Here is a 24,199-nt window from a genome sequence, read left to right on the forward strand (position 1 = left end):
ATAAGACGTCCCTGTCTTATCGCGGCATTCCATTTAACAGCCGGGCGCACGTCCTGTGCGCCGCCCTCCGGGTCTCCACTAGACCGGCAAAGCAGCAAAGCAGATCAAAATCTCGGCAACGGCAACGGCAACGGCAATCGGCGTGCGCCGCCGATCACTTCCCGGCCGGCGGCTCCAACCGCAACAACTTGCCCTCGTTCTCGTCGGTCAACACATACACCTTCCCATCCGCCGACACCCGCACATCGCGGATGCGCCAGTCGAGTTCCTTGAGCAGACGCTCTTCCTTGACGATCTTATCGCCGTCCAGGCTCAGGCGGATCAGGCTACCGTCGGCCAGGGCGCCCAGGAACAGGCTGTCGTTCCACGGCGAGCCGGCATGGCCGGTGTAGAAGGCCATGCCCGACAGGGCCGGGGATTTTTCCCAGACGTGGTAGGGCGATTCCAGGCCGGGTTTCTCTTTACCTTCGGCTTCGGAAATCTTCAGCCCGCTGTAGTCGATGCCGTGGGTGATCAGCGGCCAGCCGTAATTCTTGCCGGGCTGCGGCAGGTTGATCTCGTCGCCGCCGCGCGGGCCGTGCTCGGCTTCCCAGACGGTGCCGGTGCGCGGGTCGACAGCCAACGACTGCATATTGCGGTGGCCGTAGCTCCAGATCTCCGGGCGCGCGTCCTGGCGGCCGACGAAGGGGTTGTCCTCGGGCACGCTGCCGTCGAGGTTCAGGCGCACCAATTTGCCTTGCAGCTTGTCGAGCTCCTGCGAGGCCATGCGCTGTTGGCGCTCGCCCTGGGTGATGAAGATATGTCCCTGCTTGTCGAAGGCCAGGCGCGAGCCGAAGTGATTCGGGCCGACCAGCTTGGGCTGCTGTTGGTAGATCACCTTGACGTCGGCCAAGGCCGCGTCGCCGAGCGTCGCCGAGGCCACCGCGGTGCCGGCGCTGCCGTTGTCGCCGGGCTCGGCATAGCTGAGGTAGATGCGCTGGCTGCTGGCGAAGTCGGGCGACAGCACGACATCGAGCAGGCCGCCCTGGCCTTCGGCCCAGACCGCCGGCACGCCCGCGATCGGCGCCGAGATCGCACCGTCGGCGGCGATCCGGCGCAGACGGCCGGGGCGTTCGGTGACCAGGAAGCCGCCGTCGGGCAACAGCGCGACGGCCCAGGGGTGTTCGAGCCCGGAGGCGATCTCGGTGACGCGCAGCTCGCCGAGTTCGCTCTTGACCTGGTGGGTGGCTTGTTGTGCCGGCGCCGCCTTGGCGGTCGCCGCTTCGGCCTCCTGGTTGCGCTGGCAGGCCGCCAGGCTCAGCAGCAGGGCGAGGGAAAGGACGCTGCGATGAAAAATCGGGGTCATGTGCGCTCCTGGATCGTGAGGTCGCGAGCGAAGTGCGCTCGGCAACGGCGCAGTCACCATAGCCGCCGCTCCGCACTGGGACAACGAGGCGCCGGTACAGTTCCGCCCGGCGGGTATCCGCTGCCGGCTCAGCGATAGCCGGCGGCTTGCAGCTCGAACAGCTCGGCGTAGCGTCCGCCCTGGGCGAGCAGTTCTACATGGGTTCCGCTGGCTTCCAGGCGGCCCTCGGCCAGCACCAGGATACGGTCGGCCATGCGTACGCTCGAGAAACGGTGCGAGATCAGCACCGCGGTCTTTTCCGCCGACAGTTCCTTGAAGCGCTGGAACACCTCGAACTCCGAGCGCGCATCCAGGGCCGCGGTCGGTTCGTCGAGGATCATCACCTGCGCATCGCGCATGTAGGCGCGCGCGATCGCGATCTTCTGCCATTGCCCGCCGGACAGGTCGACGCCGGTCTTGAAGCGGCGGCCGATCAACTGGTCGTAGCCGCGCGGCAGGTTCTCGATGACTTCGTCGGCCATGCCGCGCCGCGCCGCTTCGCGGATGCGCGCAGCGTCGCCCATCGCATCGATCTGGCCGACGCTGATGTTCTCGCCGGCAGTCAGGTGATAACGGACGAAGTCCTGGAAGATCACTCCGGTGTTGGCGCGCAGATCGTCGAGGTCGTAATCGCGCAGGTCGCGGCCGTCGAGCAGGATGCGGCCTTCGTCGGGGTCGTACAGGCGTGCCAACAATTTCACCAAGGTGGTCTTGCCGGCGCCGTTCTCGCCGACCAAGGCCAACACTTCGCCGGCGCGCAGTTCGAAGTCGAGCCCGCGCAGCGCCCACTGCTCGGCGTCGGGATAACGAAAGCCGACGTTCTCGAACACGAAGCCCTGGCGGATCGGCTTCGGGATCGCGAGCGGGTCGGCCGGCGAGACGATCTCCGGCTTGATCTCGAAGAACGAGAACAGGTCTTCCAGGTACAAGGCTTGTCCGGCGACTTGCGAGAAGCCGATCAGCAATCCTTCGAGCAACTGGCGCAGGCGCAGGAAGCTGCCGGCGAGGAAGGTCAGGTCGCCGATGCTGAAATCGCCGCGCACCGTGCGCCAGGCGATGTAGCCGTAGGCGATGTAGTAACCCAGGGTGCCGAGCCCGGCCAGCACCGTGCCCCACAGCGCGCGGCGGCGGGCGAGGGCGCGGTTGGCTTTGAAAAACTTGCCGGCCAGCTCGCGGTACTTCGCGATCAGGAAGCGATGAAGATTGAAGATCTTCACTTCCTTGGCGGTTTCGACACTGGCGCCCATCTGGCGCACGTACTCGAGCTGGCGCCGCTCCGGCGTCCAGGCGAAGTTGAGCGAGTAACCCAGGGCGTTGAAGTGCGCCTCGCCGATGAAGGCCGGAATCAGGGCGACCGCGAGCAGCAGGATCAGCCACGGCGCATAGACCAACAGGCCGATGGCGAAACTCACCACCGTGATGGTGTCCTGGACCTGGCCGAACAACTGGCTCATCAGGTTTATGCGACCCATGGTCTGGCGGCGCGCGCGATCGAGCTTGTCCTGCAGGTCGGGGTCTTCGAAGTCTTCGAGGTCGAGGGTGGCCGCGTGCTCCATCAGGCGCACGCTGGTGGCGTTGGTGAACAGCTCCGACAGCAGCGCATCGCCGTAGGCGACGATGCGCCCGAGCAGGTCGGAGCCGATCGCCAGGCCGAATTCGAGCGCGAGCAAGCTCAGCAAGGTGTTCAAGTGGCCGCTGGCCCAGGCCGATGACAGCGAATCGAAGCCGGGGTGGGCGGCGACCAGGCGCACCGCCTCGTCGATGATCAGCTTGCCGACGTACAGGGTGAGCACCGGCAACAGGGCACGGACTAGGCGCAGGCCCAGGGTAATCAGGGTCAGTGCCGGGCTGGTCGCCCAGATCTGCTTGAGGAAGGGGCGCAGATTGCGCAAGGCGTCGAAACGTTCGCGCAGACTGGGCTTGCCGCCGTCGGCCTGCGCCTGGCGGGGCGACGGGCTCGCATCACTGGATGTGCTCATGCGGCGATTGTGCCCAAGAACGGGGCCGCCGGTATGTGGCGTGGTCGGCGATCGAGGCCGCGGCGCCCGGATCGCTTCGTGCAGGGCTGAGGCGGGGGCGGTCGCGACGCGATCGCTGCGACGAGCGCGCGGCTCAGGCCGCGGCCATCGCTTCCACTTCCAGTTTCCAGCGCGGGTCGAGCAGGCGGCAGCAGACCACGGTCGAGGACGGGCGGTGTCCGTCGAGGTATTTGAGGCGCAACTGCACGTTGGCCTCGTCGTCGGCGGGGTCGGCCAGGTAGGTGCGCAACGAAATCAGGTGGCGATAATCCATGCCCGCCGCGCGCAGCAGCACACCCATGTGGCGCCATATCAGCTCGCCTTGCTCCTCGAAGGACTCGGGCAAGGTGACGCCATCGGCGAGATAGCCGTTGAGCCCGCTGATGACCAGCAGGCGCGCGTCGCCGCGGACTTCGGTGGCGTGGCTGTAGCCGCGATAGGGCGGAAACAGTTCGGGCGGGTTGTGGCTGATGACGGGCATGGGCACTCCGGGCAGGCGCCGCCGGGCGGCTGCGGCTCAGTCGGGTTTGAATACGGGGCGGAAGAAGCTGCGCTCGTAGCTGACGATGAAGCGCTTTTCCTGCGCATAGGCGAAGGCGGCCTGGCAGTCCGGGTCGTCGAAGGAGCGCGTGCGGTAATCCTCGTACGCGGCCAGGCTGGGGAACGAGAACATCGCCAGGGCGACGTTGCTGGTGCCCTCGGAGGGCATGAAGTAGCCATGGTGCTGGCCGCCGAATTTCTCGACCAGGGGAATCCAGAGCTTGCCGTAATGCTCGAACTCGGCGAGTTGGTAAGGGTCGATGACGTAGCGCAGATAGCAGGTGATCACGGGCGAGGGTTCCAGGGCGAATGCAGGCGGGCAATGTAGCCTGAGGCCGCGTCGGTTTCAGCGGCGGCGCGGCGGAGCCGCGATGCAGGTCGCACTGCCTCGCTCGGAGCGCTCGCTCAGAGTGTCTGCGCCAACCTGAAGATCGGCAGATACATCGCGATGACCGCCAGCGCGCCGGCGCCGATGCCGGCGATGCCGCCGAACAACAACGCGACCAGATCGCGGCGCCGCTTCGGCCACAGCATCCACAGCGCCAATACCAGCACCGGCAGCGGGCACAGCAGCCAGGGATAGTCGATCAGGGTCTGGGTGAGCAGCGGCAGATCCATGCCGAAGACTGCGAACACCGACTCGAACCGCGGCACCAGCAGCAAGGGGCTGACGCCGCCGAGCCCGGAAAGCGCCAGGCCGATGATCAGCAGGGCCGGGTTGAAGTGGGCCGGTGCTTGCGGTGCCGGCGAGGGTTGCGAGGGCGAATGGGGCACGAGGGACCAGGGAGGCGGCCAGAACAGCCGCCAGCTTAGTCGCACAAGGCGGCCAGGATGGACGCCGGTCTTGCGGCGTCAGTGCGGCCAGGATGGACGCCGGCTTTACCGCGTCCTCGGCGCCCGGCCCGTCCGCGCAAGGGCCCCGGCCGGGCCGGAAGGGTAGAATGGCGGTCCCCACCGCCAGCCTACGCCCGCCGTGACCGCCTCCCAGTCCCATGCCGTTTCCGCCGTGAGCGGACCCGTCGTCATCCGCCAGGACGACCTGATCCAGTCCGTCGCCGATGCGCTCCAGTACATCAGCTACTACCACCCGGTCGATTACATCAAGAACCTCGCCGCCGCCTACGAGCGCGAGGAAAGCACCGCGGCCAAGGATGCGATCGCGCAGATCCTGATCAATTCGCGCATGTGCGCCGAAGGCCACCGGCCGATTTGCCAGGACACCGGCATCGTCACCGTGTTCCTCGAGATCGGCATGGACGTGCGCTGGGACGGTGCGACCATGGGCGTGGAGGACATGGTCAACGAAGGCGTGCGCCGCGCCTACAACCACCCCGACAACAAGTTGCGCGCGAGCGTGCTCGCCGACCCGGCCGGCAAGCGCAGCAACACCCGCGACAACACGCCGGCGGTGGTCAACGTCAAGGTCGTGCCGGGCAACACCGTCGAGGTGATCGTCGCGGCGAAGGGCGGCGGTTCCGAGGCCAAGTCCAAGTTCGCCATGCTCAACCCCTCCGACTCGATCGTCGACTGGGTGCTCAAGACCGTGCCGACCATGGGCGCGGGCTGGTGCCCGCCGGGCATGCTCGGCATCGGCATCGGCGGCACCGCCGAGAAGGCGATGCTGTTGGCGAAGGAAGCGCTGATGGAGCCGATCGACATCACCGATCTGCAGGCGCGCGGCGCCAGCAATCGTGCCGAAGAGCTGCGCCTGGAACTGTACGAGAAGGTCAACGCGCTCGGCATCGGTGCGCAGGGCCTCGGCGGCCTGACCACGGTACTCGACATCAAGGTCAAGGATTACCCGACCCATGCCGCCAACCTGCCGGTGGCGATGATCCCGAACTGCGCGGCCACCCGTCATGCGCATTTCACCCTCGACGGCAGCGGCCCGGTCGCGCTCGACCCGCCGTCGCTGGAAGACTGGCCGAAGCTGACCTACGACTCGTCCAAGGGCCGCCGTGTCGACCTCGACACGGTCACCGCCGACGAGGTCGCCAGTTGGAAGCCCGGCGAAGTGCTGCTGCTCAACGGCAAGCTGCTGACCGGCCGCGACGCCGCGCACAAGCGCATGGTCGACATGCTCAACAAGGGCGAGGCGCTGCCGGTCGATTTCAAGGGCCGCTTCATCTATTACGTCGGCCCGGTCGACCCGGTGCGCGACGAAGTCGTCGGCCCGGCCGGCCCGACCACGGCCACGCGCATGGACAAGTTCACCGAACAGGTGCTGGCCCAGACCGGCCTGCTCGGCATGGTCGGCAAGGCCGAACGCGGCCCGGTCGCGATCGAGTCGATCAAGAAGCACCGCTCGGTGTATCTGATGGCGGTCGGCGGCGCGGCCTATCTGGTGTCGAAAGCGATCAAGGCCTCGCGCGTGGTCGGTTTCGCCGACCTGGGCATGGAAGCGATCTACGAGTTCACCGTGCAGGACATGCCGGTGACGGTTGCGGTCGATTCGGCCGGCGAGTCGGTGCACAAGACCGGGCCGAAGGAATGGCAGGCGCGGATCGGCAAGATTCCGGTGGTGGTGGAGTAAGCCTGAGGTTCGCTTTGGTTGGACGAGTCCTCGTCCTGCACCGTGTTCTAGTCGTATCCATGCAACGCCCGGCCAGTGCCGGGCGTTGTCGTATGCGGCTTCTCGCATGCATCCCCTGTAGCAGCGGCGCGAGCCGCGACCGCGGGACGCGCAGAGTCCGCAACGCCTCCGTCATTGATCGGAGGCGTGAGCTGTCGCGAGGGTAGGAGCGGCGCGAGCCGCGACCGCGCTGTTTCGGTCTCGCGGCGTATCGCTCAAGCAGGATCAGGATCAGGATCAAACGCTAAAAGCTTCCGCCACTAAAGCGGCGGGTTACTTTCTTTTGTCATAAGCAACAAAAGTCCGTCTGGATTCCCTTCGGTCAAAGGTAACCAAAGAAAAATGCTTTCGTTTTGAATCACAGGCCCGCACGAGCGATGCCAACGCAGGGCTCTACATACGGGACATCCCTGTCCCGATGAAAAACGGCCCGCATCCCTGCGGGCCGCCCTCTGGGTCTTCGATGGCCTTCGCGATGTCGAATCGACGCACAGCAACAGCAAGGCTGCTTCGGGTAGGAGCGGTGCAAGCCGCGACCGCCATGCCGTGCTCTCGCGTCGCCGATGGCCGAAGGCTTAGGCGGCCCCCTGCAGGAGCGACGCAAGCCGCGACCGCGAATCTGCAAGCAACGGCGCCACGTTACGGGACGATGCGATCGCCCCTCAAAGCTTCTTAACCAACTGTGCCAGCATCTTCTTCATCGCCGGCCGGAGCAGATATTCGTTCGACAGTATCTCCAGCGCGGCGAGGTTGGTGGCGCTGGTGTCGTCGAGGTCGTCCAGGCCGACCAGCAGTTCGGTCTGCATCCGGTAATAGCCGTCGCCGACCAACTGCCTGGCGATGTAGTCGACCGAATCGGTGTTGCCGTCGAACAGGACGTCGATGATCGGCACCGCCCATTCCAGCGCGCCCCATTCTCGGGCCGAGTGCAGGTCGATGCTGCGGGTGCGTTCGCCGGTGCCGACCGACAGCACCACAAGGTCGCGGCTGTTGTCGACCTGGGCGTCCTTGCGCATCGCCTCGGCGATGGCGCAGGCGGTCGGATTGTTGGCGACCACGCCGCCGTCGATCAGCGCGTGCAGCTTGCCCTGCAGGTGCATCGGGTGGGCCGGGAAATAGGTCGGCGCGGCCGAAGACGCGCGACAGATCTCCCACACCGGCAGCTTGCGATGACAAGCATCGAAGCTCTTGAAGATCACCGGCGCGCGCGAAATCGTGTCGTAGCTGGTGACCAGCACCGGCGCCTTGAGCTGGCCGAGGGTGGTCTTGCCGAATACCTTCTTGAGTACCTTCTCCAGACCCACGCCGTCGTAGCGCGGGGCCGAGAGACCGGCGTAGAACACGCGTCCCGCACGCGACCACAGTCGTCCGGCCAGATCCGGAAAGATCAGATGGCGTTGATCCCGATACAGCTCGGCCATGGCCGCGGGGCTGAGCCCATGCGCGAGGCCGCAGGCGACCAGCGCCCCGGTGGAACTGCCGGCGATCAGGTCGAAACTCTCGAGCAGGCCGGGCTTGCCGGATTGGATCAGCGTCCGCTCGACGCCGTCGAGCCAGTGGCAACTCACCAGACCGCGTATGCCTCCGCCGTCGAGCGAGAGGATGCGCCGCATCTTCATCGCGTTCTCCGTCGTTGTGCAGTAAACACGCCGTGCTTCGAGGACAGGAGCGGCGCGAGCCGCGACCGCGATCCTGTCGCCGCGACGCGAATCGCGGCGGCTGCGTTCAAGGCCCCGGCGGCGCCCGCATGACGGGCGCGCAGGCGGTCGAACTCAGTACCACTCCAACAACGACACACCCAGCCCGATGTAAGTCGCGCGGTGGTTGTAGTCGATCATGCTCTCGCCGTAGCCGTCGAAGATCTGCAGATGGCCGCGCAACTGGTTGTGGATCGGGAAGCCCCAGTCGAACTGCAACGCACCGTGCGAACGGTCGCCGCCGCGCATCGAATGGCGCGCCATCAGCGAGAACTCGTGACCGCCGCGGCGATGCACCACGGTGAGGTCGCCGCGGCCGATGTAATCCTCGATGTCCGGATTGTCGTCGTCGTTGCCGTCCGACAAACGCCACCACGGACGCAGCATCACCGCCCAGTTCTCGCGGTCCAGGCCGACGTTGGCGATCACCCGGTTCCAACTGCGCGAAAACGGATCGGCACGGCCGTTGGACTGGTGGTTGATGCCGATCGCCGCCATGCGCCCGTTCCAGCCGCCGACGCGGTAGTTGTTGCGGAACACCAGCAGCACTTCCGGCTCGTAGTTGGTTTCGCGGAACGGCCGCGAGTCCTCGCCGTTGTAGACCTGCCAGCGCGAGCTCTGGGTGTAGCCCATCCAGACGTCGCCGTTGTCGCCGAACAGATTCTCGACCGCCTTGGTCTTGAAGCTGATCTGGAACTTGGCCTCGATGTCCTTGAGCGATTGCGGCTCGGTCACGTTGTTGCGCGGGTTCGGCGACGACGGCAGCGTGTTCGGGTTGTCGTTCCAGAACACCGGCAGCAAATACACCGGCTTGTAGGCCCGGAAGTTGAACACGCCGAGCTTGGAATCCTTGGCCAGCTCCCAACGGCTGTCGAGCAGGCTGCCCTTGCCGGCGTTGGCGATGGCGCTGTCGAGCGGGTCGTCGTGGCTGAAGACGCTGCCCGACAGGGCGCGCTTGGCGCGTTCGCCGACGCTCGGCTTGGGCTCGCCGGCGATTTCGTCGCCGACCGCGAGATTCTGCTGGATCGCCTTGGCTTCCTTGGCCGCGATATCGGCCTGGCGCGCGCCGTCGGCGGGGCGGCCGAGCGCGGCGTCGTAGCAAGCCAGGCGATCGGCGTTGCTGGTGATCGCCACGCAGGCTTCCGGGGTAGCCGCTTGCGGCGCGGTCTGGGCGAAGGCGAGCACGGGAGCGCTGGCGAGGGCGACGGATATCAAGCTGCGTTGCAGGGGCATGGCGATACTCACGGCGTATGGATCGCGAACGACAAAACCGTTGCAGTCTTGCATCCGGACGCGAACGAGACGTGAACCGCGTCGCAGCGCGAGGGCTGCGACGCGGTCGCGCGCCGGCTCAGAAGCAATGGCTCAGAAGAACCAGGCGAACGCGAACAGGCCGACCATCGCGAAGGCTAGGCCGAGCTTGAGCACGGTGCCGGCGACGATGCCGACCCAGGTGCCGACCCCGACCTTGGTGGCCTGGCTGAGCTGGCGGGTGTGGATCAACTCGCCGGCGAGGGCGCCGACGAAGGGGCCGATGAACACGCCGATCAGGCCAAAGGCCAGCCCTGCGAAAGTGCCGACGATCGAGCCGACGATCGCCAGCTTGCTGGCCCCGACCCGTTTGGCCCCCATCGCGGTGGCCACGAAATCCACGCCCATGGACAGCACGGTCAACACGCCGAGGATGACCAGCACCACCCAGCCGACTTTCTCGAATCCGGACACCCAGGAGGCGAGCACCATCCCGGCGAATACCAGGGGTAGGCCGGGCAGGGCGGGGAGCACCGTTCCGACCATTCCGACGACGACCAGCACCCCGGCCAAAATGTAATAAAACGTATCCAAATTCATGCCGAATCCCTTGTCCGGACAGGCTGTCCGGGCTGTTTGCATTTTGGCCCATGTCGGGGTACGTTGCGGTCGCTGCGTTTGCCAAGGGTCACCGTGAATCGTGGCCCCGATGCGGTAGATCCATCGATCCGCTACATCGTTGCACCTCGCTTCCTCCTTGCAACCAGCACGCGACGAAGGTCGTGTTAACAACATCACGTTCCAAGGAGAGAGTAGCGATGTCCGGCAAAGAAACGGGAACCGTCAAGTGGTTCAACGATGCCAAGGGTTTTGGCTTCATCAGCCGTGAAAACGGCGAAGATGTCTTCGTGCATTTCCGCGCGATCCAATCCCAGGGCTTCAAGAGCCTGAAGGAAGGCCAGAAGGTCTCCTTCACCGTCGTCCAGGGCCAGAAGGGCCTGCAGGCCGACGCGGTCGAACCGCTGTAAAGCTCGCACCGATGTTCGGCTGCGGTCTTCGATCGCAGCGCATAGAGTCAGAAAAGCCCGGCTTCGGCCGGGCTTTTTGCTATGTATTTCTTGATTTTCGTCACAGTTCCGGATATTGCCCGCTTCGCTCCAGAGCAATCGCAACGATTCCGGGCCTGTCGGATTCGTTGCGCAGCGAACGCAGCCCGGCGCGAATCCTGCGGATATGGCTTTACCCCGGGTTATATCGATTGAATGCCGCCGGGCGAAAGCGCGGCATCGCTGCCCGCATCGCGAAGCCGCCGGTCGGCCGATGCGCCTGGGCGAATCCCGCAAGAGCGCCGGGGGCAGGAAGCCCCCGGCAACCCGACGGCCTCGCCGAGCCGTCCCGCGTCCTTGCAGTTGTTGCAGCGACCGGCGCTCCCGTCTCGCCACGCGCCGTTCGCGCTTCCGAATCTCCATCCGGAAGGAGCCCCGCACGGCGTCGACCCGGCCTCGTCTCCCGGTCGGCGCCTTGCGCCATCCTGGCGCCCGCTTCCGCTTTCGCATCCACTTCCGGCGGAAGGCTCGTGGTTACCGAACGCACCAGTCCGATGCATGGGGTCGAGCGCGAGCGGATTTCGCATCGAGGGCGGCCTCAACGCGAACGGCCCGCCATGGCGGGCCGTTCGGAGCTCGGCGGGCGAGCGCGCTGCGCGGGTGCGCGGCTCAGTTCTGGAACGGGGTGTTTTCGGCGAAGTACTCGTGGTTGTCGGCGTTGTCGAGCGCGGCGCTCGGGTTGCTGTTGGCGAGGCTCTTCGCCGCGCTTTGGCCGTAGGCGTGATCGTCGGTGCCGGCGACGACGGTGAAGTGGCTCATCTCGTGGATCAGGGTGCCGGCCTTGGAGTCGGTGCCGGTCAGCGGCGCGTTCCAGAACGCGTTGCAGACGTAGATCTGGTACGGCTGGTTCGGATAAACGTAGGCATAAGCGCTGCTGTTGCAACCGCAGTTGATGGTGATCTGGCCGTTGCTCTGGTCGATCGCCGAATCGATCGACGCGAAGTGCGAACGCGCGGTGCTGTAACGGCTGGAGGTGTAGGCGCCGAACCAGGTCGTGTAGCGCGGGCCGAGCGTGCCGGCATTGAGATAGCCCTTGGCGTTCTCGGCGTAGCTACGTGCGGCATTGACGGCCTGGCCGGCCGAACTCGTGCGCGAGGTGGTGCAACCGACGTAGTTGACGCCATTGACGATCGCGCTCGGGCCGACTGGCGGCTTTTTGGCCGCAGGCGAGGCCTTGCTGCCGCCGAGTTGGTCGAGGCCGTCGACCCACAGGCTCAGCGGCGCGCTTTGCGCGCTCATCGGCAAGCCGTTGGCCTGGTGCAGCATGACCCGGTCGGAGGTCGAGGCGTGCTGCAGCGGCGCATTGAAGCTGACCACGTATTGGCCGGTCTGCGACAGGTCGTAACCGGCCGAGAGGTCGATCACGCGGCGATAAGTCTGGCCGGGTTGCAGGATCGCGAAATCCTCGGCCTGCGGCAGGCCGCGCTTGACCATCGCGCCCTCGTAGGCGACCGGCTGGCCGTTGTAGCTGACGTTGAACAACTTGGCGTCGAACTGATCCGACGGCAGTTGCCACTTCGGCAGGCGCACGGCCTTGCGGCTGGTGTTGGTGATGCTGATCTCGACCGAGCCGAGGAAATCGTCGGCGGCGCCGGAGACGGCGACCATGCCGACGCGCAGCGGATTGTTCTGGGCTGCGCCGGGTGCGGCGACGGCGGCTGCAATGGCGCCGGTGAGCACGGCACTCGCGGAAACCAGATGCACGAAGCGAAGTTTCATTCCACGATCTCCTGATGTTGCGATGGGCGGGGTCCGGTGGCGGACTCGAAAACCCTAACCGAAGGCAAGATCGTGCAACGCGCGATAAGTGAGCCAGTTCCGCGCTTAATCGTGATGCGGGTCGTGAACGCGAAGCGCGGCGCGCGCGCAAGAAAAAACGGCCCGCGATGCGGGCCGTTTTTCCGTTACTTCTCGTTACATTGTTTCATCGCGGTTTGATCGCAAGCCCGGAACGATGCGGCCCGGTTCGCGTTCGATCGGAGCGCGCCCGATCGCCGTCGATCAACGAACGTAGGCGCGACCGTTGGCGACGCGCACGTAGGTGTTCTCGCGAATGCCGGCGAGGTCCTTCTGGCTGACCACGGTGGTGCGGCCGTCGTTCATGCGCACATAGATGTTGTAGGTCGGCGCGCCGACGCGGTTCTGGATGGCGTTGCCGGCGAGCGCGCCGGCGGCGGCGCCGGCGACGGTCGCGGTGTTGCGACGGCCCTTGCTGTCGGTGTGATCGTCGGCGATCTCGCGGCCGGCGACGGCGCCGACCAGACCGCCCAGGATCGCACCGGTCGCGCGCGGCGCCGTGCTGGTCGCGGTGGTCTGTTCGATGCGGGTCACGACACCGCAGTCATAGCAATTGTTCTGGTTGCTGTTGCCATAGCTCGGCTGCGACGGCGGCGGATAACTGTTGCCGTAGCCTCCGCCGTAGCCCGGAGAGGTCGCACAGCCGGCAAGCGCCAGCGTAGCGACCGTGGCCAGACCCAGCAATCGGATGTTATTGGTGTTCATTCGAGGCTCCTGCGCTTTAGGGGCGAGTGGCGGACAGTTGCCACGCATCAGCCAAGCTATGCGCAGTCACGTGAACACGTGTTCAATTTTCGACCCTGTATCCGACTTCTTCCCCACCGCGTTCAGCTCGCGGCGGGGAAGCCGGGGCGATCAGCCGCGGAAGTCCTGATGGCAGGCCTTGCAGGCCTCGCCGATCTGTTCCGAAACGGCGCCGACGCCGGCGCAGTTGAGCGGCGGGCTGGTCAGCGCGCCGTCGAGCGCAGCGCGCATCTTGCTTGCGTGCTGGCCGAAGCGGGTGTCGTCCTTAAGGTCGGGGAAGGCCGGTTCGAGATCGTCGGCCATGGTGCGCAGGGCCTTCAGATGCGGGAGCGTGTCGGTGGCTCCGCAACGGTTCTGTTCGACCTTGCCTTTGAGCTGGCCCAGATGCCACTGCTGCACTTGCATGACGCTGTCGGGGAAATGGTCCTTGCGCTGATCCAGTGCGCGTACCGCCATGACCGTGGCGACGACGCCGCCGACCAGGCCGATGAGAAACAGAAACAAGTACTTCGAACCATTGCCTTTGCGTTTCGCTTCGGCGTTGCTGGGCTGGGTATCGCTCATTGCCTGGCCTCCATCCAATGTCGGCGCACGATAGCACGCGCCAATGTGAGGTCCAGGTCAGAAACCTTTGGCGGCCAAGCCTTTCGGCGCCTTCGAAGGCACATTATTCGAGGAGCGGAGGCAGGGCCCCGGGGAGAGAAGGCCTGGTCGGGCGCGTTCGCGCGCCGCAGCGTCCCAGCGTTCGCGCCGGCAAGCCGTGCCGTCGCCCTTACAATATGCGCATGACCCCGCCATCCTCCGACACTCTCTGGCAAGAACGCTTCGCCGGCATCGACCGCCTGTACGGCCACGGCTCGGTCGCACGCTTCCGCCAATGCCGCATCGCCGTGGTCGGCATGGGCGGCGTCGGTTCCTGGGCGGTGGAGGCGCTGGCGCGTACCGGCATCGGCCACCTGACCCTGATCGATGCCGACGACCTGTGCGTGTCCAACACCAACCGCCAGTTGCCGGCCTTGGAAGGCCAGTACGGCCGCGCCAAGGTCGAGGCCATGGCCGAGCGTTGCCGCGCGATCAACCCGGCAATCGAGGTCGATGCGGTGCAGAGTTTCCTGACCCCGTCGAACCTGGACGAGCTGCTGGACCGCGGTTTCGACCTGGTCCTGGATGCTTGCGACAGTTTCCGCAGCAAGGTGGAACTGATCGCCTGGTGCCGGCGCCGCAAGCTGCCGGTGATCGTGGTCGGCTCGGCCGGCGGCCGCACCGATCCGACCCTGGTGCGGGTGCGCGATCTTTCGCGCACCGAACACGATGCGATGCTGGCGCTGATCCGCAAGAAGCTGCGCGGCGAGTTCAACTTCCCGAAGAACACCGGCCGCTATTTCAGCGTCTCGGCGATCTACTCGCTGGAGAACGTCAAATACCCGCAGCCCGACGGCAGCGTCTGCGGCCTGCGGCCGAAGGTCGCCGGCGATGCGGCCCTGAAGCTGGACTGCGGGGCCGGGCTCGGCGCAGCCACGCATATCACCGGCGTCTTCGCCTTCGCCGCGGTCGGGCGTGCGCTGGAGATCCTGCTCAAGCCCAAGGCGCAAGCGGCAGGGTAGGAGCGGCGCGAGCCGCGATCGCGGGCTTTCAACCCAGTGCGAAGGCGGTAGTAGCGAAATCCATTGGCAACCGTCTTTGCGCCGTCGTTGCGATGGCGCGGTCGCGGCTCGTGACCGGAGGAAATCCCTGTTGGACGCCGCTCCTACCCGGAGACGGCGTCTGAAGCGGCCGGCAACTTGAACAGGCGCTCGGCGTTGGCGCTGGTCGCGGCGGCGAGTTCGTCCAGCGATATCCCGCGCAGTCCGGCGATGGTTTCGGCGATGCCGGCCAGGCGCGCCGGCTCGTTGCGTTGGCCGCGGATCGCGGCATCGGGCTGGTCGGGCGCATCGGTTTCGAGCAGCAATTGCCCGATCGGCATCGCCGCGACGATGCGCCGCAAGCGCTTGGCGCGGTCGTAGGTCACCGGGCCGCCAAGCCCGAGCAGGAAACCCGCTTTCCACAATTGCTCGGCCTGTTCCTCGCTGCCGGAATAGCTGTGGACGACGCCGCGCAGGCCGCCGATGCGGCGCAACGCTGCGATGGTCGCCTCGACCGCGTGGCGTGCGTGCACGATCAGGGGCAGGTCGAACTCGCGCGCGAGCTTCAGCTGGCCTTCGAAATAACGCATTTGCTCGTCGCGATCGAGGCCTTCGACGAAATAATCCAGCCCGCATTCGCCGACCGCGAGCGGCCGTTCGCGCTCGATCCAATCGCGCAGCTCGTGCAGATGCCCGGGCCGGTGCGAGGACAGATACATCGGGTGCAGGCCGTAGGCCGGATACAGACCGGGCGCGCTCGTGCAGACCTCGCGCAGTTTCGGCCAGCCGGCCGCGTCGACCGCCGGCACGACCTGGCGGGCGACGCCGGCCTGGCGCGCGCGCGCGATCACCTCGCCGCGGTCGAGGTCGAACTCGGCTGCGTCGAGGTGGCAGTGGCTGTCGACCAGGGCGTGCATGCGCTCAGCGCGCGGGCGGCGTCGGCGGCTCGATGGTCGGAGGCGCCTTGCGGTTTTTCCAGTTGGCCAGCAGCAAGGTGCCCAGGCCCAGCAGGATTTCGTCGGCGAGCGGGACGAAGTCGGGGATGACCAGGTCGACCAGGAACAGCGCCGCGGTAACCACGAACAGACGCGGATAGCTCAGGCGTCCGAGAAAACCCAACAGGGGAGCGAGCAGAGGATTGGCCATGTTCGGTCGAGTTGTGACGCAGGTTGCAAACACGCTAGCACGCGGCCGCGTGACGATTCACGCAGGGGACAGATTGGCGAAAATCAATAGGCACTGGTTCAGCTTTCGAGTGGTGGAATGGCGCCGTCCCCCCAACGGTCGGCAACCTATCCCGACCGTCTGTACCTACATAGCTGCTCAGCGCGCCCCGGAGGCTCCAAATGAACAAGAACATGATAGCTGTAGCGATTGCCGCGCTGCTCGTCGGCGGCGTCGCCGTCGCGGCGTTCCAGAGCTTCCGAGGCAACGGCGCGGCCGGCCAGGCCGGGCTGGCTCCGGTCGCGGGCGCCGAACTCGCGCCGGCCGGCACGGTCGGCGACATCGCCGCCAACGGCGCGATCAACACCTCGCCGCAGGTCGATTACGCCGACGTGGTCAAGGTCAACCCGATCAACGAGAAGCAGAAGCTGTACGCGACCGTGATCGGCACCGATCCGGTCCGCGAGACCAACACCACCTCGACCCCGCGCGAAGTCTGCGAAGACGTGGTCGTGCAAGAGCGCCTGCCCGAACGCGACGGCAACGTCGGCGGTACCGTCGCCGGTGCGGTCATCGGCGGCCTGCTCGGCAACCAGGTCGGCGGCGGCAACGGCAAGAAGGCCGCGACCGCGGCCGGCGCCGTGGCCGGCGGCTTCATCGGCAACCGCGTCGACCGCAACCACGTCGGCGGCCGCGTCGTGAACCGCACCGAGCGCCAGTGCCACACGGTGTCCGACAAGTCGCAGTCCTCGCGCGTGGTCGCCTACAACGTGACCTACCGCAACCCGGACGGCACCACCGGCACCATGCGCACCGAGAGCAAGCCGGGCAGCCGCATCGCACTGGGCAGCGAAGACAAGGTCGTCGGCTACGACGTGACCTATCGTTACCAGGGCCAGGAGCAGACCATCCGCATGGACGAGCGCCCGACCCAGCGCCTGCCGGTCATCGACGGCCAGGTCGTGACCCAGACCGCGTCGGCCGGCGTGCCGAGCCGCGGCTGAGTCCAGCGCTACACGCGATACCCGAACGGGGCCGGATCTTCCGGCCCCGTTTCTTTTTGCCTGACAGTTCGGCGGCAGAGCAGGGCAGGTGCAGCCGCAGTGCTGGCTCGGAACGGCCGGGGCGCTTCGTCGGAGCACGCGCGCCAACCGGCGGGCCTGCTTATCGCGCGCGGTTTTGTGCCGGGTCGCAGGTGCCGACGAGAAACCCGCCCGCTGCCGTGCTGGCTTGCGCAAGAATTCCCCGGATACCGCCCAGTGCGCAGTTCCGAGGGTTTTCGGCCTTACCCGGGCCGCGGCAGGCCATTACAATGACCGTCTTTCTGTCCTAGAGGTCTCCCAAGCGCGCCATGGCCCTGAATCCCTACGATCTCTACGACGTCCGTTCCTTGCTCAGCGACGAGGAGCGCGCCGTTCAGGACACGGTGGCCCGTTTCACCGATGAGCGCGTGATCCCGATCATCGGCGATGCCTTCGACCAGGGTCGCTTCCCGAAGGAACTGGTGCCGGAAATCGCCGCACTCGGCCTGCTGGGTTCCTCCTTGCCGGAAAAGTACGGTTGCGCCGGCCTCAATGCGGTCAGCTACGGCCTGATCTGCCAGGAACTCGAGCGCGGCGACAGCGGCATCCGCAGCTTCGTCAGCGTGCAGTCCTCGCTGTGCATGTACCCCATCTACGCCTACGGCACCGAAGAGCAGCGCGAACGCTGGCTGCCGGGCATGGCCCGCGGCGAGATCATCGGTTGCTTCGGCCTGACCGAGCCGCACGGCGGTTCCGACCCGGCCAACATGAAGACCAACGCCAAGCGCGACGGCGGCGACTGGGTCCTCAACGGCTCCAAGATGTGGATCACCAACGGCAACCTGGCCGACATCGCCATTGTCTGGGCGCAGACCGACGACGGCATCCAGGGCTTCGTGGTCGAGAAGGGCATGCCCGGTTTCGCCGCTCAGGAAATCAAGCACAAGATGAGCCTGCGCGCGTCGGTGACGTCGTCGTTGTTCTTCGACAACGTGCGCGTGCCCGAGGCCAACCGCCTGCCCAACGTCAAGGGTCTCAAGGGCCCGCTGGGCTGCCTGACCCAGGCCCGTTACGGCATCACCTGGGGCCCGATCGGCGCGGCCATCGCCTGCCTCGACGAGGTGCTGGGCTACACCAAGGAACGCATCCTGTTCGAGCGTCCGGTCGCGGCGACCCAGTCGGCGCAGATCAAGATGGCCGAGATGGCGCGCCGCATCACCATGGCGCAGTTGCTGGTGGTGCAGCTCGGCCGCCTCAAGGACGCCGGCAACATGCAGCCGACCCAGGTCAGCCTGGCGAAGTGGAACAACTGCCGCATGGCCATCGACATCGCGCGCGAATGCCGCGACCTGCTCGGCGGCGCCGGCATCACCACCGAGCATGCGGCAATCCGTCATGCCCTGAACCTGGAATCGGTGATCACGTACGAAGGCACCGAGACCGTGCACCAGTTGGTGGTCGGCCGCGAGCTGACGGGGATCAGCGCGTTTTGAGTTTCCGCTCCTGTTCGCGGGAGCTTTGCGTTCGCCTCTCCCGCGTGCGGGAGAGGTCGGCCCGCAGGGCCGGGTGAGGGCAGGCCGCGATGCTGCCGATGCAGCACGAGCAATCGGCCTTCACCCCAACCCCTCTCCCGCAGGCGGGAAAGGGGCTTCCACATGGCGATGCTGGCGCAAAGGGAGAACCGAGCCGTGATGACGATTCCCGACATTAGACTGGAAACGCCGCGCCTGATCCTGCGCCCGCCGCGCCTGGACGACTTCGACGATTGGGCCGCCTTCATGGATGCCGGCGATTACCTGCGCTACATCGGCGGGCCGCAGCCGCGTTCGGTGGCCTGGCGCGGCCTGATGTCGGTGATCGGCTCCTGGGCCGCATACGGCTATGGGTTCTTCTCGGTCTACGAAAAAACCTCCGGCCGTTGGATCGGCCGTCTCGGTCCCTGGCAGCCGGATGGTTGGCCCGGCACCGAGGTGGGTTGGGGCATCGTCGAAAGCGAAGGCGGCAAGGGCTATGGCACCGAGGGTGCGGCCGCGGCGACCGACTGGGCCTTCGAACACCTGGGCTGGAGCGAGGTGATCCACACCATCGATGCGGACAATCTGCCGTCGAAAGGCGTAGCGGCCAAACTCGGTTCGCGCTATATGCGCCAGGACCGTTTGCCGGCGCCGGCCGACATGGAAGTGGAGGTCTGGGGCCAGACCCGCGAGGAATGGCAGGCGCGGCGCAAGCGGGGAGCGGGCGCGTGATCACCGTCTACGGCTTCTCGCCCTCGGGGAATTGCCACAAGCTGCGCCTGTTGCTCGAACAACTCGGCGAACCCTACGTCTGGGTCGAGGTCGACAGCAGCCGCGGCGAAACGCATACGCCGGAATTTCTCGCCCTCAATCCCAATGCCAAGGTGCCGGTCATCGAGCTGGACGACGGCCGCACCCTCAGCGAATCCAACGCCATCCTGTACTACCTCGCCGACGGCAGCGCGTTCTTGCCGAGCGACCGCTGGCAGCGCGCGCAGGCCTTGAGCTGGATGAACTTCGAACAGTACAGCCACGAGCCCTATGTCGCCGTGGCCCGTTTCATAGCCGGCTGGACGCCGCTGGATTCGCCGCGCCGCGCCGAGTTGCCGTCGCTGCGCGAACGCGGCCATCGCGCGCTGGCGGTGATGGAGCGGCATCTGCAGTCCCACGATTGGTTCAGCGGCCAGGCCTACGGCATCGCCGACATCGCCCTGTTCGCCTACACCGACGTCGCCGGCCACGGCGGCATCGAGCTGGCGCCGTATCCGGCGATCGACGCCTGGCGCGCGCGGGTGCGGGCGACGCCGGGCTTCGTGGCCTTGCCCGATCCCGACCCGCAGGCGGCGCAGCGCATCGCGCAGACGCCATGACGGGTTCCGTCTAATTCTTCCTTGATGAGCCGGCCCGGCGACGGGCGGCGGAGTGTTCGATGTCAGCGCAACTGCAGTCTTCGATCTTCAACAACGTGCCGAACTTCAACGCGGTGCCGAGCCCGATCCCGGCGCGCATGAAAGGCCTCAACCGGGCCGAGATCTGCGACGTCAATTTCGTCGAGTTCGTCAATCAGTGGAACGGCCGCGCCGATGCGCGGCCTGCGTCGGACGAGGCGATCCTGCAGGGCAGCGCGCTCGACGCGCGCGGTTTCCGCGAGCTGTTCGAGTCGCAGCTGATCAGCCGCCACCTCGACCTGATGGCGCGCGTGCTGCGCGTGCAGAACAAGGTCTTCTACACCATCGGTTCCAGCGGCCACGAAGGCAACGCGATGGTCGCGCGCTTGACCCGCCACACCGATCCGGCCTTCCTGCACTACCGCAGCGGCGGCTTCATGGCCGAGCGCTTCCGCAAATTGCCCGGTATGGACCCGGTGATGGATTCGGCGCTGAGTTTCGCCGCCAGCAAGGACGACCCGGCTTCGGGCGGCCGCCATAAAGTGTGGGGCAGCAAGCCCTTGTGGGTGCTGCCGCAGACCTCGACGATCGCCTCGCACCTGCCTAAGGCGCTCGGCACTGCGGTCGCGATCGAAACCGGTCGCCGCCTCGGCCACGCTCTGCCGATCCCCGACGACAGCATCGCCATCTGTTCGTTCGGCGACGCCTCGGCCAACCACGCCACCGCCCAGACCGCGTTCAACGCCGCCGCCTGGACCGCGTATCAAAAACTGCCGGCACCGGTGTTGTTCGTCTGCGAAGACAACGGCATCGGCATCTCGGTCAAGACCCCGGGCGGCTGGATCGCCAACCGTTTCCGCAACATGGACGGCCTGGATTACTTCGCCGCCGACGGCCTCGACCTGGCCAGCGGTTATGCCGACGTGCAGCGCGCGGTCGAGCATTGCCGCCGCAGCCGCCGTCCGACCTTCCTGCACTTGCGCACGACCCGCATCATGGGCCACGCCGGCACCGACTTCGAGATCGAATGGCGTTCTTTCGAGGAACTGTGCGCGGTCGAAGCCAGCGACCCGCTGCTGCGTTCGGCGGCGATCGCGCTCGAATCGGGGCTGATGTCGAAGCAGGACGTGATCGACCTGTACGAGGCCACGCGCAAGCAGTGCTTTGCGGCCGCCGAAGAGGCCGATCGCCGGCCGAAGCTCGACCGCCTCGACGAGGTGATCGCGCCGCTGGCGCCGTATTCGCCCGAAGCGGTGCAGCAGGAAGCCAAGCGCGCCGATTTCGCCGAACGCCGTCTGCAGGTGTTCGGCAGCGAAGCCAAGCTGCCCGAGCAACAGCCGCCGCGCCATCTGGCGATCCAAATCAACAACGCGCTGCACGACCTGTTCGCCAAGTACCCGGAAACGCTGCTGTTCGGCGAGGACGTGGCGCAGAAGGGCGGCGTCTACACGGTCACCAAGGGCCTGCAGAAAGCCTTCGGCCCGCGTCGAGTGTTCAACACCTTGCTCGACGAGACCATGATCCTCGGCATGGCCCAGGGCTTCGCCAATGTCGGCCTGATGCCGATCCCGGAGATCCAGTACCTGGCGTATTTCCACAACGCCTGCGACCAGATCCGCGGCGAGGCGGCGTCGCTGCAGTTCTTCAGCAACAACCAGTACCGCAACCCGATGGTGGTGCGCATCGCCGGCCTGGGCTACCAACGCGGTTTCGGCGGGCATTTCCATAACGACAACTCGATCACCGCCTTGCGCGACATCCCCGGTCTGGTGGTCGGTTGCGCCTCGCGCGGTGACGACGCCGCGACCATGCTGCGCACCCTGACCGCGCTGGCCAAGGTCGACGGCCGCGTTTCGGTATTCCTGGAACCGATCGCGCTGTACATGACCAAGGATTTGTACGAAGCCGGCGACGGCGCCTGGCTGACTTCTTATCCGAAGCCCGACGAGGCGATGACGCTCGGCGAAGGCCGCAGCTATGGAGAGGGCGACGACCTGGTCGTGTTCTCCTACGGCAACGGCGTGCCGATGAGCCTGCGCGCAGTGCGCGAGATCGAGAAGCAGCACGGTTGGAAGGCGCGCGTGATCGACCTGCGCTGGTTGGTGCCGCTCAACGATGCCTACATCGCCGAACAGGCGCGCGGCGCCAAGCGCATCATCGTGGTCGACGAAGGCCGGCGCAGCGCCGGCGTCGGCGAGGGCGTGATCACGGCATTGACCGAGGCCGGTTTCGGCGGCGTGCCGCTGCAGCGCGTGGTCGGCGTCGACACCTACACGCCGCTGGCCGGCGCGGCCTTCCTGGTGATCCCCGGCGAGGACGACATCGTCCGCGCCGCCGACGTGCTGGCCAAGGGCTGACCCTCATGTGCGGACTGGCCGGCCTGCTGTGTCCGCGCACCGATATCGGCCACGAGCATCTGCTCGAACTGGCCGGCGCGATGGGCGACGCCCTGCGTCACCGCGGCCCCGACGACGACGGCGTCTGGGCCGATGCGCAACACGGCATTGCCCTGGCGCATCGGCGCCTGAGCATTCTCGACCTGTCGCCGCTGGGCCATCAGCCGATGGCCTCGGCCGACGGCCGCTACGTGATCGCCTACAACGGCGAGGTCTACAACTTCGCCGCCTTGCGCGAAGAACTGCTCGAACTGGGCCACGCCTTCCGCGGCCACTCCGACACCGAGGTGCTGCTGGCCGCGGTGGTGGAGTGGGGCGTCGAGAACGCGGTGGCGCGTTGCAGCGGCATGTTCGCCATCGCCCTGTGGGACCGCCACGAACAGACGTTGTGGCTGGCCCGCGACCGGGTCGGCAAGAAGCCGCTGTACTACGGCTGGGCCGGCGACACCCTGGTGTTCGGTTCCGAACTCAAGGCGCTGTGGCGGCATCCGCAGTTCGACAACGGAGTCGACCGCAATGCGCTGGCCCTGTTGCTGCGTTACGACTACGTGCCGGCGCCGTACGCGATCCATACCGACACCTTCAAGCTGATGCCGGGCACCTTGCTGCGTTTCGACGCCGCTGCGGTCGCGCGCGGCGCCGCCGCGCACGACCCGGGGCGCGATCAGCGCCGTTACTGGCATGCGCGCGAGCGTATGGCCGCGGCGATCCGGCACCCGTTCGACGGCGACATCGACGCCGCTGAAGACCGGCTCGACGACCTGCTGCGCGACGCGGTCGGCCTGCGCATGGTCGCCGACGTGCCGGTCGGTGTGTTTCTTTCCGGCGGCACCGATTCGTCGGTGGTGACTTCGTTGATGCAGGCCTTGAGCGCGAAGCCGGTCAAGAGCTTCACCATCGGTTTCGAGGGTTCGCACCACGACGAGGCGCCGCTCGCGCTCGAAGTCGCGCGCCATCTCGGCACCGCCCACACCGAGCTCTACGTCAGCGGCGCCGATGCCTTGGCGGTGGTGCCGCGGCTGTCGGCGATGTTCGACGAACCCTTCGCCGACGCCTCGCAGGTGCCGACCGCGCTGGTTTGCGCCTTGGCGCGCAGCCAGGTCACGGTGGCGCTGTCGGGCGACGGCGGCGATGAGTTGTTCTTCGGCTATACGCGCTACGAGCGCGCCTTGCGCAACCTGCGTCTGCAGCGGCACGTGCCGGCGCCGCTGCGGCGCTGGCTGGCGAAATCCGCGGGCGGTCACGGCGAAGCCTCGCGCGCCGGCGGTTTCGCTGCGTTCGCCGCCGAGATGGGCGCGCAGGGCATCGGCGATGTCTATCGCAATCGCATCGTGCGCTGGCGTTTCCCCCAGGCCGCCGTGCCCGGATCGAAACTGCCGGCGACCATGTACGACCTCGCCGAACCGCTGGGCGGGCTGGGCACGCCCGCCGACGCGATGATGCTGGCCGACTACAGCGTGTACCTGCCCGACGACCTGCTGTGCAAGGTCGACCGCGCCAGCATGGCGGTCGGGCTGGAGGCGCGTGCGCCCTTGCTCGACACCCACGTCGCCGAATTCGCTTGGTCGTTGCCGCTGCAATTCAAGCGCGGCGACAGCGGCAGCAAGTACCTGCTCAAGCGTGTGCTCAAGCGCTACCTGCCCGACGCCATGGTCGATCGCGGCAAGCGCGGTTTCGGCGCGCCGGTGACGCAATGGCTGCGCGGCGACCTGCGCGAGTGGGCAGCGGCGTTGCTCGACCCGTCGCGCCTGGCGCAGGAGGGGTATTTCGACGCCGAGTTGGTCGGCGGCCTGTGGCGACAGCTCCTGGCCGGCGAGCGCCGCTGGCATACGCACCTGTGGAACGTGTTGATGTTCCAGGCCTGGCAGGCGCATTGGAAAACCGAGCGCAACGAAGTCGGGCGCTCGGTCTGGATGTCGACGACCGGCGAGGGCGGTTTGTAGGCGGCATGGTCGACCCGCGCCGCCAAGGGTAGGAGCGGCGC

Annotated in this window: 22 protein-coding genes; 9 read left to right on the plus strand and 13 right to left on the minus strand. The window is 66.7% G+C overall.

What is annotated here, in order from left to right; translation table 11 throughout:
• Nucleotides 1-154: 154 nt before the first annotated feature.
• The 5 genes from ACTJJK_RS20960 to ACTJJK_RS20980 all read right to left on the minus strand — a co-directional run bounded on the left by ACTJJK_RS20960 (nucleotide 155) and on the right by ACTJJK_RS20980 (nucleotide 4,716).
• The gene (locus ACTJJK_RS20960; RefSeq protein WP_440731171.1) at nucleotides 155-1,345 is read right to left on the minus strand and encodes a PQQ-dependent sugar dehydrogenase; all 1,191 of its coding nucleotides are present in this window, start codon (nucleotides 1,343-1,345) and stop codon (nucleotides 155-157) included.
• 128 nt (nucleotides 1,346-1,473) lie between these two features.
• Complete coding sequence (locus ACTJJK_RS20965; protein WP_440731172.1) at nucleotides 1,474-3,363, minus strand: ABC transporter ATP-binding protein; 1,890 nt, start codon at nucleotides 3,361-3,363, stop codon at nucleotides 1,474-1,476.
• Nucleotides 3,364-3,496: 133 nt separating this feature from the next.
• Nucleotides 3,497-3,883 carry a RidA family protein gene (locus ACTJJK_RS20970; RefSeq protein ID WP_440731173.1) on the minus strand — a complete coding sequence of 129 codons (387 nt, stop codon included), beginning with the start codon at nucleotides 3,881-3,883 and terminating at the stop codon, nucleotides 3,497-3,499.
• A gap of 36 nt (nucleotides 3,884-3,919) precedes the next feature.
• Nucleotides 3,920-4,231 (minus strand): NIPSNAP family protein, encoded by a 312-nt coding sequence (locus ACTJJK_RS20975; RefSeq protein WP_223619481.1) that lies wholly within the window; start codon nucleotides 4,229-4,231, stop codon nucleotides 3,920-3,922.
• Nucleotides 4,232-4,347: 116 nt separating this feature from the next.
• Nucleotides 4,348-4,716: a hypothetical protein gene (locus ACTJJK_RS20980; protein ID WP_223619482.1), complete on the minus strand. Its 369-nt coding sequence runs from the start codon at nucleotides 4,714-4,716 to the stop codon at nucleotides 4,348-4,350.
• A 232-nt stretch (nucleotides 4,717-4,948) separates the two neighbouring features.
• Here ACTJJK_RS20980 and ACTJJK_RS20985 point away from each other — a divergent pair, with 232 nt between their 5' ends.
• Entirely contained in the window at nucleotides 4,949-6,475 is a 1,527-nt protein-coding gene (locus tag ACTJJK_RS20985; RefSeq protein WP_031374154.1) for a fumarate hydratase, read from the plus strand.
• Nucleotides 6,476-7,176: 701 nt separating this feature from the next.
• On the opposite strand, the gene ACTJJK_RS20990 is transcribed toward ACTJJK_RS20985, so the two are convergent.
• From ACTJJK_RS20990 to ACTJJK_RS21000, 3 genes are all read right to left on the minus strand, one after another.
• On the minus strand, nucleotides 7,177-8,133 hold the full coding sequence (locus tag ACTJJK_RS20990; RefSeq protein ID WP_440731174.1) for a patatin-like phospholipase family protein: 957 nt from the start codon (nucleotides 8,131-8,133) through the stop codon (nucleotides 7,177-7,179).
• Nucleotides 8,134-8,286: 153 nt separating this feature from the next.
• Nucleotides 8,287-9,444: a phospholipase A gene (locus tag ACTJJK_RS20995; RefSeq protein ID WP_440731179.1), complete on the minus strand. Its 1,158-nt coding sequence runs from the start codon at nucleotides 9,442-9,444 to the stop codon at nucleotides 8,287-8,289.
• Between the two features lie 132 nt (nucleotides 9,445-9,576).
• Nucleotides 9,577-10,062: a DUF456 domain-containing protein gene (locus tag ACTJJK_RS21000; protein ID WP_440731175.1), complete on the minus strand. Its 486-nt coding sequence runs from the start codon at nucleotides 10,060-10,062 to the stop codon at nucleotides 9,577-9,579.
• A gap of 218 nt (nucleotides 10,063-10,280) precedes the next feature.
• On the opposite strand from ACTJJK_RS21000, the gene ACTJJK_RS21005 reads away from it, so the two are divergent.
• Nucleotides 10,281-10,490 (plus strand): cold-shock protein, encoded by a 210-nt coding sequence (locus ACTJJK_RS21005; protein ID WP_031371474.1) that lies wholly within the window; start codon nucleotides 10,281-10,283, stop codon nucleotides 10,488-10,490.
• Nucleotides 10,491-11,177: 687 nt separating this feature from the next.
• Here the strand turns inward: ACTJJK_RS21005 and ACTJJK_RS21010 are convergent.
• The 3 genes from ACTJJK_RS21010 to ACTJJK_RS21020 form a co-directional block, all read right to left on the minus strand.
• Nucleotides 11,178-12,287, minus strand: a complete 1,110-nt coding sequence (locus ACTJJK_RS21010; protein ID WP_031371473.1) for a M35 family metallo-endopeptidase — start codon at nucleotides 12,285-12,287, stop codon at nucleotides 11,178-11,180.
• Nucleotides 12,288-12,569: 282 nt separating this feature from the next.
• Nucleotides 12,570-13,070, minus strand: a complete 501-nt coding sequence (locus tag ACTJJK_RS21015) for a glycine zipper 2TM domain-containing protein (RefSeq protein ID WP_031371472.1) — start codon at nucleotides 13,068-13,070, stop codon at nucleotides 12,570-12,572.
• A gap of 150 nt (nucleotides 13,071-13,220) precedes the next feature.
• Complete coding sequence (locus ACTJJK_RS21020; RefSeq protein WP_036148322.1) at nucleotides 13,221-13,673, minus strand: hypothetical protein; 453 nt, start codon at nucleotides 13,671-13,673, stop codon at nucleotides 13,221-13,223.
• A gap of 221 nt (nucleotides 13,674-13,894) precedes the next feature.
• On the opposite strand from ACTJJK_RS21020, the gene ACTJJK_RS21025 reads away from it, so the two are divergent.
• The gene (locus ACTJJK_RS21025; RefSeq protein ID WP_440731176.1) at nucleotides 13,895-14,713 is read left to right on the plus strand and encodes a tRNA threonylcarbamoyladenosine dehydratase; all 819 of its coding nucleotides are present in this window, start codon (nucleotides 13,895-13,897) and stop codon (nucleotides 14,711-14,713) included.
• Nucleotides 14,714-14,856: 143 nt separating this feature from the next.
• Here ACTJJK_RS21025 and ACTJJK_RS21030 read toward each other — a convergent pair whose 3' ends face one another.
• Nucleotides 14,857-15,648, minus strand: coding sequence for a TatD family hydrolase (locus tag ACTJJK_RS21030; protein WP_440731177.1), 792 nt, complete (start codon nucleotides 15,646-15,648; stop codon nucleotides 14,857-14,859).
• A gap of 4 nt (nucleotides 15,649-15,652) precedes the next feature.
• Nucleotides 15,653-15,877 carry a DUF6116 family protein gene (locus ACTJJK_RS21035; protein ID WP_031371468.1) on the minus strand — a complete coding sequence of 75 codons (225 nt, stop codon included), beginning with the start codon at nucleotides 15,875-15,877 and terminating at the stop codon, nucleotides 15,653-15,655.
• 200 nt (nucleotides 15,878-16,077) lie between these two features.
• Between ACTJJK_RS21035 and ACTJJK_RS21040 the strand changes: the two genes are divergently transcribed.
• The 6 genes from ACTJJK_RS21040 (at nucleotide 16,078) to asnB (ending at nucleotide 24,158) form a co-directional block, all read left to right on the plus strand.
• A complete protein-coding gene (locus ACTJJK_RS21040) occupies nucleotides 16,078-16,899 on the plus strand; it encodes a glycine zipper 2TM domain-containing protein (RefSeq protein WP_051884720.1) in 822 nt (273 codons plus the stop codon).
• Nucleotides 16,900-17,246: 347 nt separating this feature from the next.
• Nucleotides 17,247-18,410 (plus strand): acyl-CoA dehydrogenase family protein, encoded by a 1,164-nt coding sequence (locus ACTJJK_RS21045; protein WP_031371466.1) that lies wholly within the window; start codon nucleotides 17,247-17,249, stop codon nucleotides 18,408-18,410.
• 198 nt (nucleotides 18,411-18,608) lie between these two features.
• Entirely contained in the window at nucleotides 18,609-19,163 is a 555-nt protein-coding gene (locus ACTJJK_RS21050; protein WP_031371465.1) for a GNAT family N-acetyltransferase, read from the plus strand.
• Nucleotides 19,163-19,801: a glutathione S-transferase family protein gene (locus ACTJJK_RS21055; protein ID WP_440731180.1), complete on the plus strand. Its 639-nt coding sequence runs from the start codon at nucleotides 19,163-19,165 to the stop codon at nucleotides 19,799-19,801. The genes ACTJJK_RS21050 and ACTJJK_RS21055 overlap by 1 nt, the downstream gene beginning before the upstream one ends.
• Before the next feature lie 137 nt (nucleotides 19,802-19,938).
• Nucleotides 19,939-22,176, plus strand: a complete 2,238-nt coding sequence (locus ACTJJK_RS21060) for a thiamine pyrophosphate-dependent enzyme (RefSeq protein WP_440731181.1) — start codon at nucleotides 19,939-19,941, stop codon at nucleotides 22,174-22,176.
• A gap of 5 nt (nucleotides 22,177-22,181) precedes the next feature.
• Nucleotides 22,182-24,158: an asparagine synthase (glutamine-hydrolyzing) gene (asnB, locus tag ACTJJK_RS21065; RefSeq protein ID WP_440731178.1), complete on the plus strand. Its 1,977-nt coding sequence runs from the start codon at nucleotides 22,182-22,184 to the stop codon at nucleotides 24,156-24,158.
• Nucleotides 24,159-24,199: the final 41 nt, after the last annotated feature.

The organism is Lysobacter sp. 22409 (genome assembly GCF_052045105.1).
In the GTDB taxonomy this organism is placed as follows: domain Bacteria; phylum Pseudomonadota; class Gammaproteobacteria; order Xanthomonadales; family Xanthomonadaceae; genus Lysobacter; species Lysobacter antibioticus_B.

Excerpts from the sequence above, each read along its gene's own strand:
- ACTJJK_RS20965 (WP_440731172.1), bottom strand. The coding sequence starts at position 3,363 with ATGAGCACATCCAGTGATGCGAGCCCGTCGCCCCGCCAGGCGCAGGCC.
- ACTJJK_RS21015 (WP_031371472.1), bottom strand. The coding sequence starts at position 13,070 with ATGAACACCAATAACATCCGATTGCTGGGTCTGGCCACGGTCGCTACG.
- ACTJJK_RS21050 (WP_031371465.1), top strand. The coding sequence starts at position 18,609 with ATGACGATTCCCGACATTAGACTGGAAACGCCGCGCCTGATCCTGCGC.
- ACTJJK_RS21045 (WP_031371466.1), top strand. The coding sequence starts at position 17,247 with ATGGCCCTGAATCCCTACGATCTCTACGACGTCCGTTCCTTGCTCAGC.
- ACTJJK_RS21010 (WP_031371473.1), bottom strand. The coding sequence starts at position 12,287 with ATGAAACTTCGCTTCGTGCATCTGGTTTCCGCGAGTGCCGTGCTCACC.
- ACTJJK_RS21000 (WP_440731175.1), bottom strand. The coding sequence starts at position 10,062 with ATGAATTTGGATACGTTTTATTACATTTTGGCCGGGGTGCTGGTCGTC.
- ACTJJK_RS21035 (WP_031371468.1), bottom strand. The coding sequence starts at position 15,877 with ATGGCCAATCCTCTGCTCGCTCCCCTGTTGGGTTTTCTCGGACGCCTG.
- ACTJJK_RS21020 (WP_036148322.1), bottom strand. The coding sequence starts at position 13,673 with ATGAGCGATACCCAGCCCAGCAACGCCGAAGCGAAACGCAAAGGCAAT.
- ACTJJK_RS20960 (WP_440731171.1), bottom strand. The coding sequence starts at position 1,345 with ATGACCCCGATTTTTCATCGCAGCGTCCTTTCCCTCGCCCTGCTGCTG.
- ACTJJK_RS21040 (WP_051884720.1), top strand. The coding sequence starts at position 16,078 with ATGAACAAGAACATGATAGCTGTAGCGATTGCCGCGCTGCTCGTCGGC.
- ACTJJK_RS21030 (WP_440731177.1), bottom strand. The coding sequence starts at position 15,648 with ATGCACGCCCTGGTCGACAGCCACTGCCACCTCGACGCAGCCGAGTTC.
- ACTJJK_RS21025 (WP_440731176.1), top strand. The coding sequence starts at position 13,895 with ATGACCCCGCCATCCTCCGACACTCTCTGGCAAGAACGCTTCGCCGGC.
- ACTJJK_RS20995 (WP_440731179.1), bottom strand. The coding sequence starts at position 9,444 with ATGCCCCTGCAACGCAGCTTGATATCCGTCGCCCTCGCCAGCGCTCCC.
- asnB (WP_440731178.1), top strand. The coding sequence starts at position 22,182 with ATGTGCGGACTGGCCGGCCTGCTGTGTCCGCGCACCGATATCGGCCAC.
- ACTJJK_RS20970 (WP_440731173.1), bottom strand. The coding sequence starts at position 3,883 with ATGCCCGTCATCAGCCACAACCCGCCCGAACTGTTTCCGCCCTATCGC.
- ACTJJK_RS20990 (WP_440731174.1), bottom strand. The coding sequence starts at position 8,133 with ATGAAGATGCGGCGCATCCTCTCGCTCGACGGCGGAGGCATACGCGGT.
- ACTJJK_RS21005 (WP_031371474.1), top strand. The coding sequence starts at position 10,281 with ATGTCCGGCAAAGAAACGGGAACCGTCAAGTGGTTCAACGATGCCAAG.
- ACTJJK_RS21060 (WP_440731181.1), top strand. The coding sequence starts at position 19,939 with ATGAAAGGCCTCAACCGGGCCGAGATCTGCGACGTCAATTTCGTCGAG.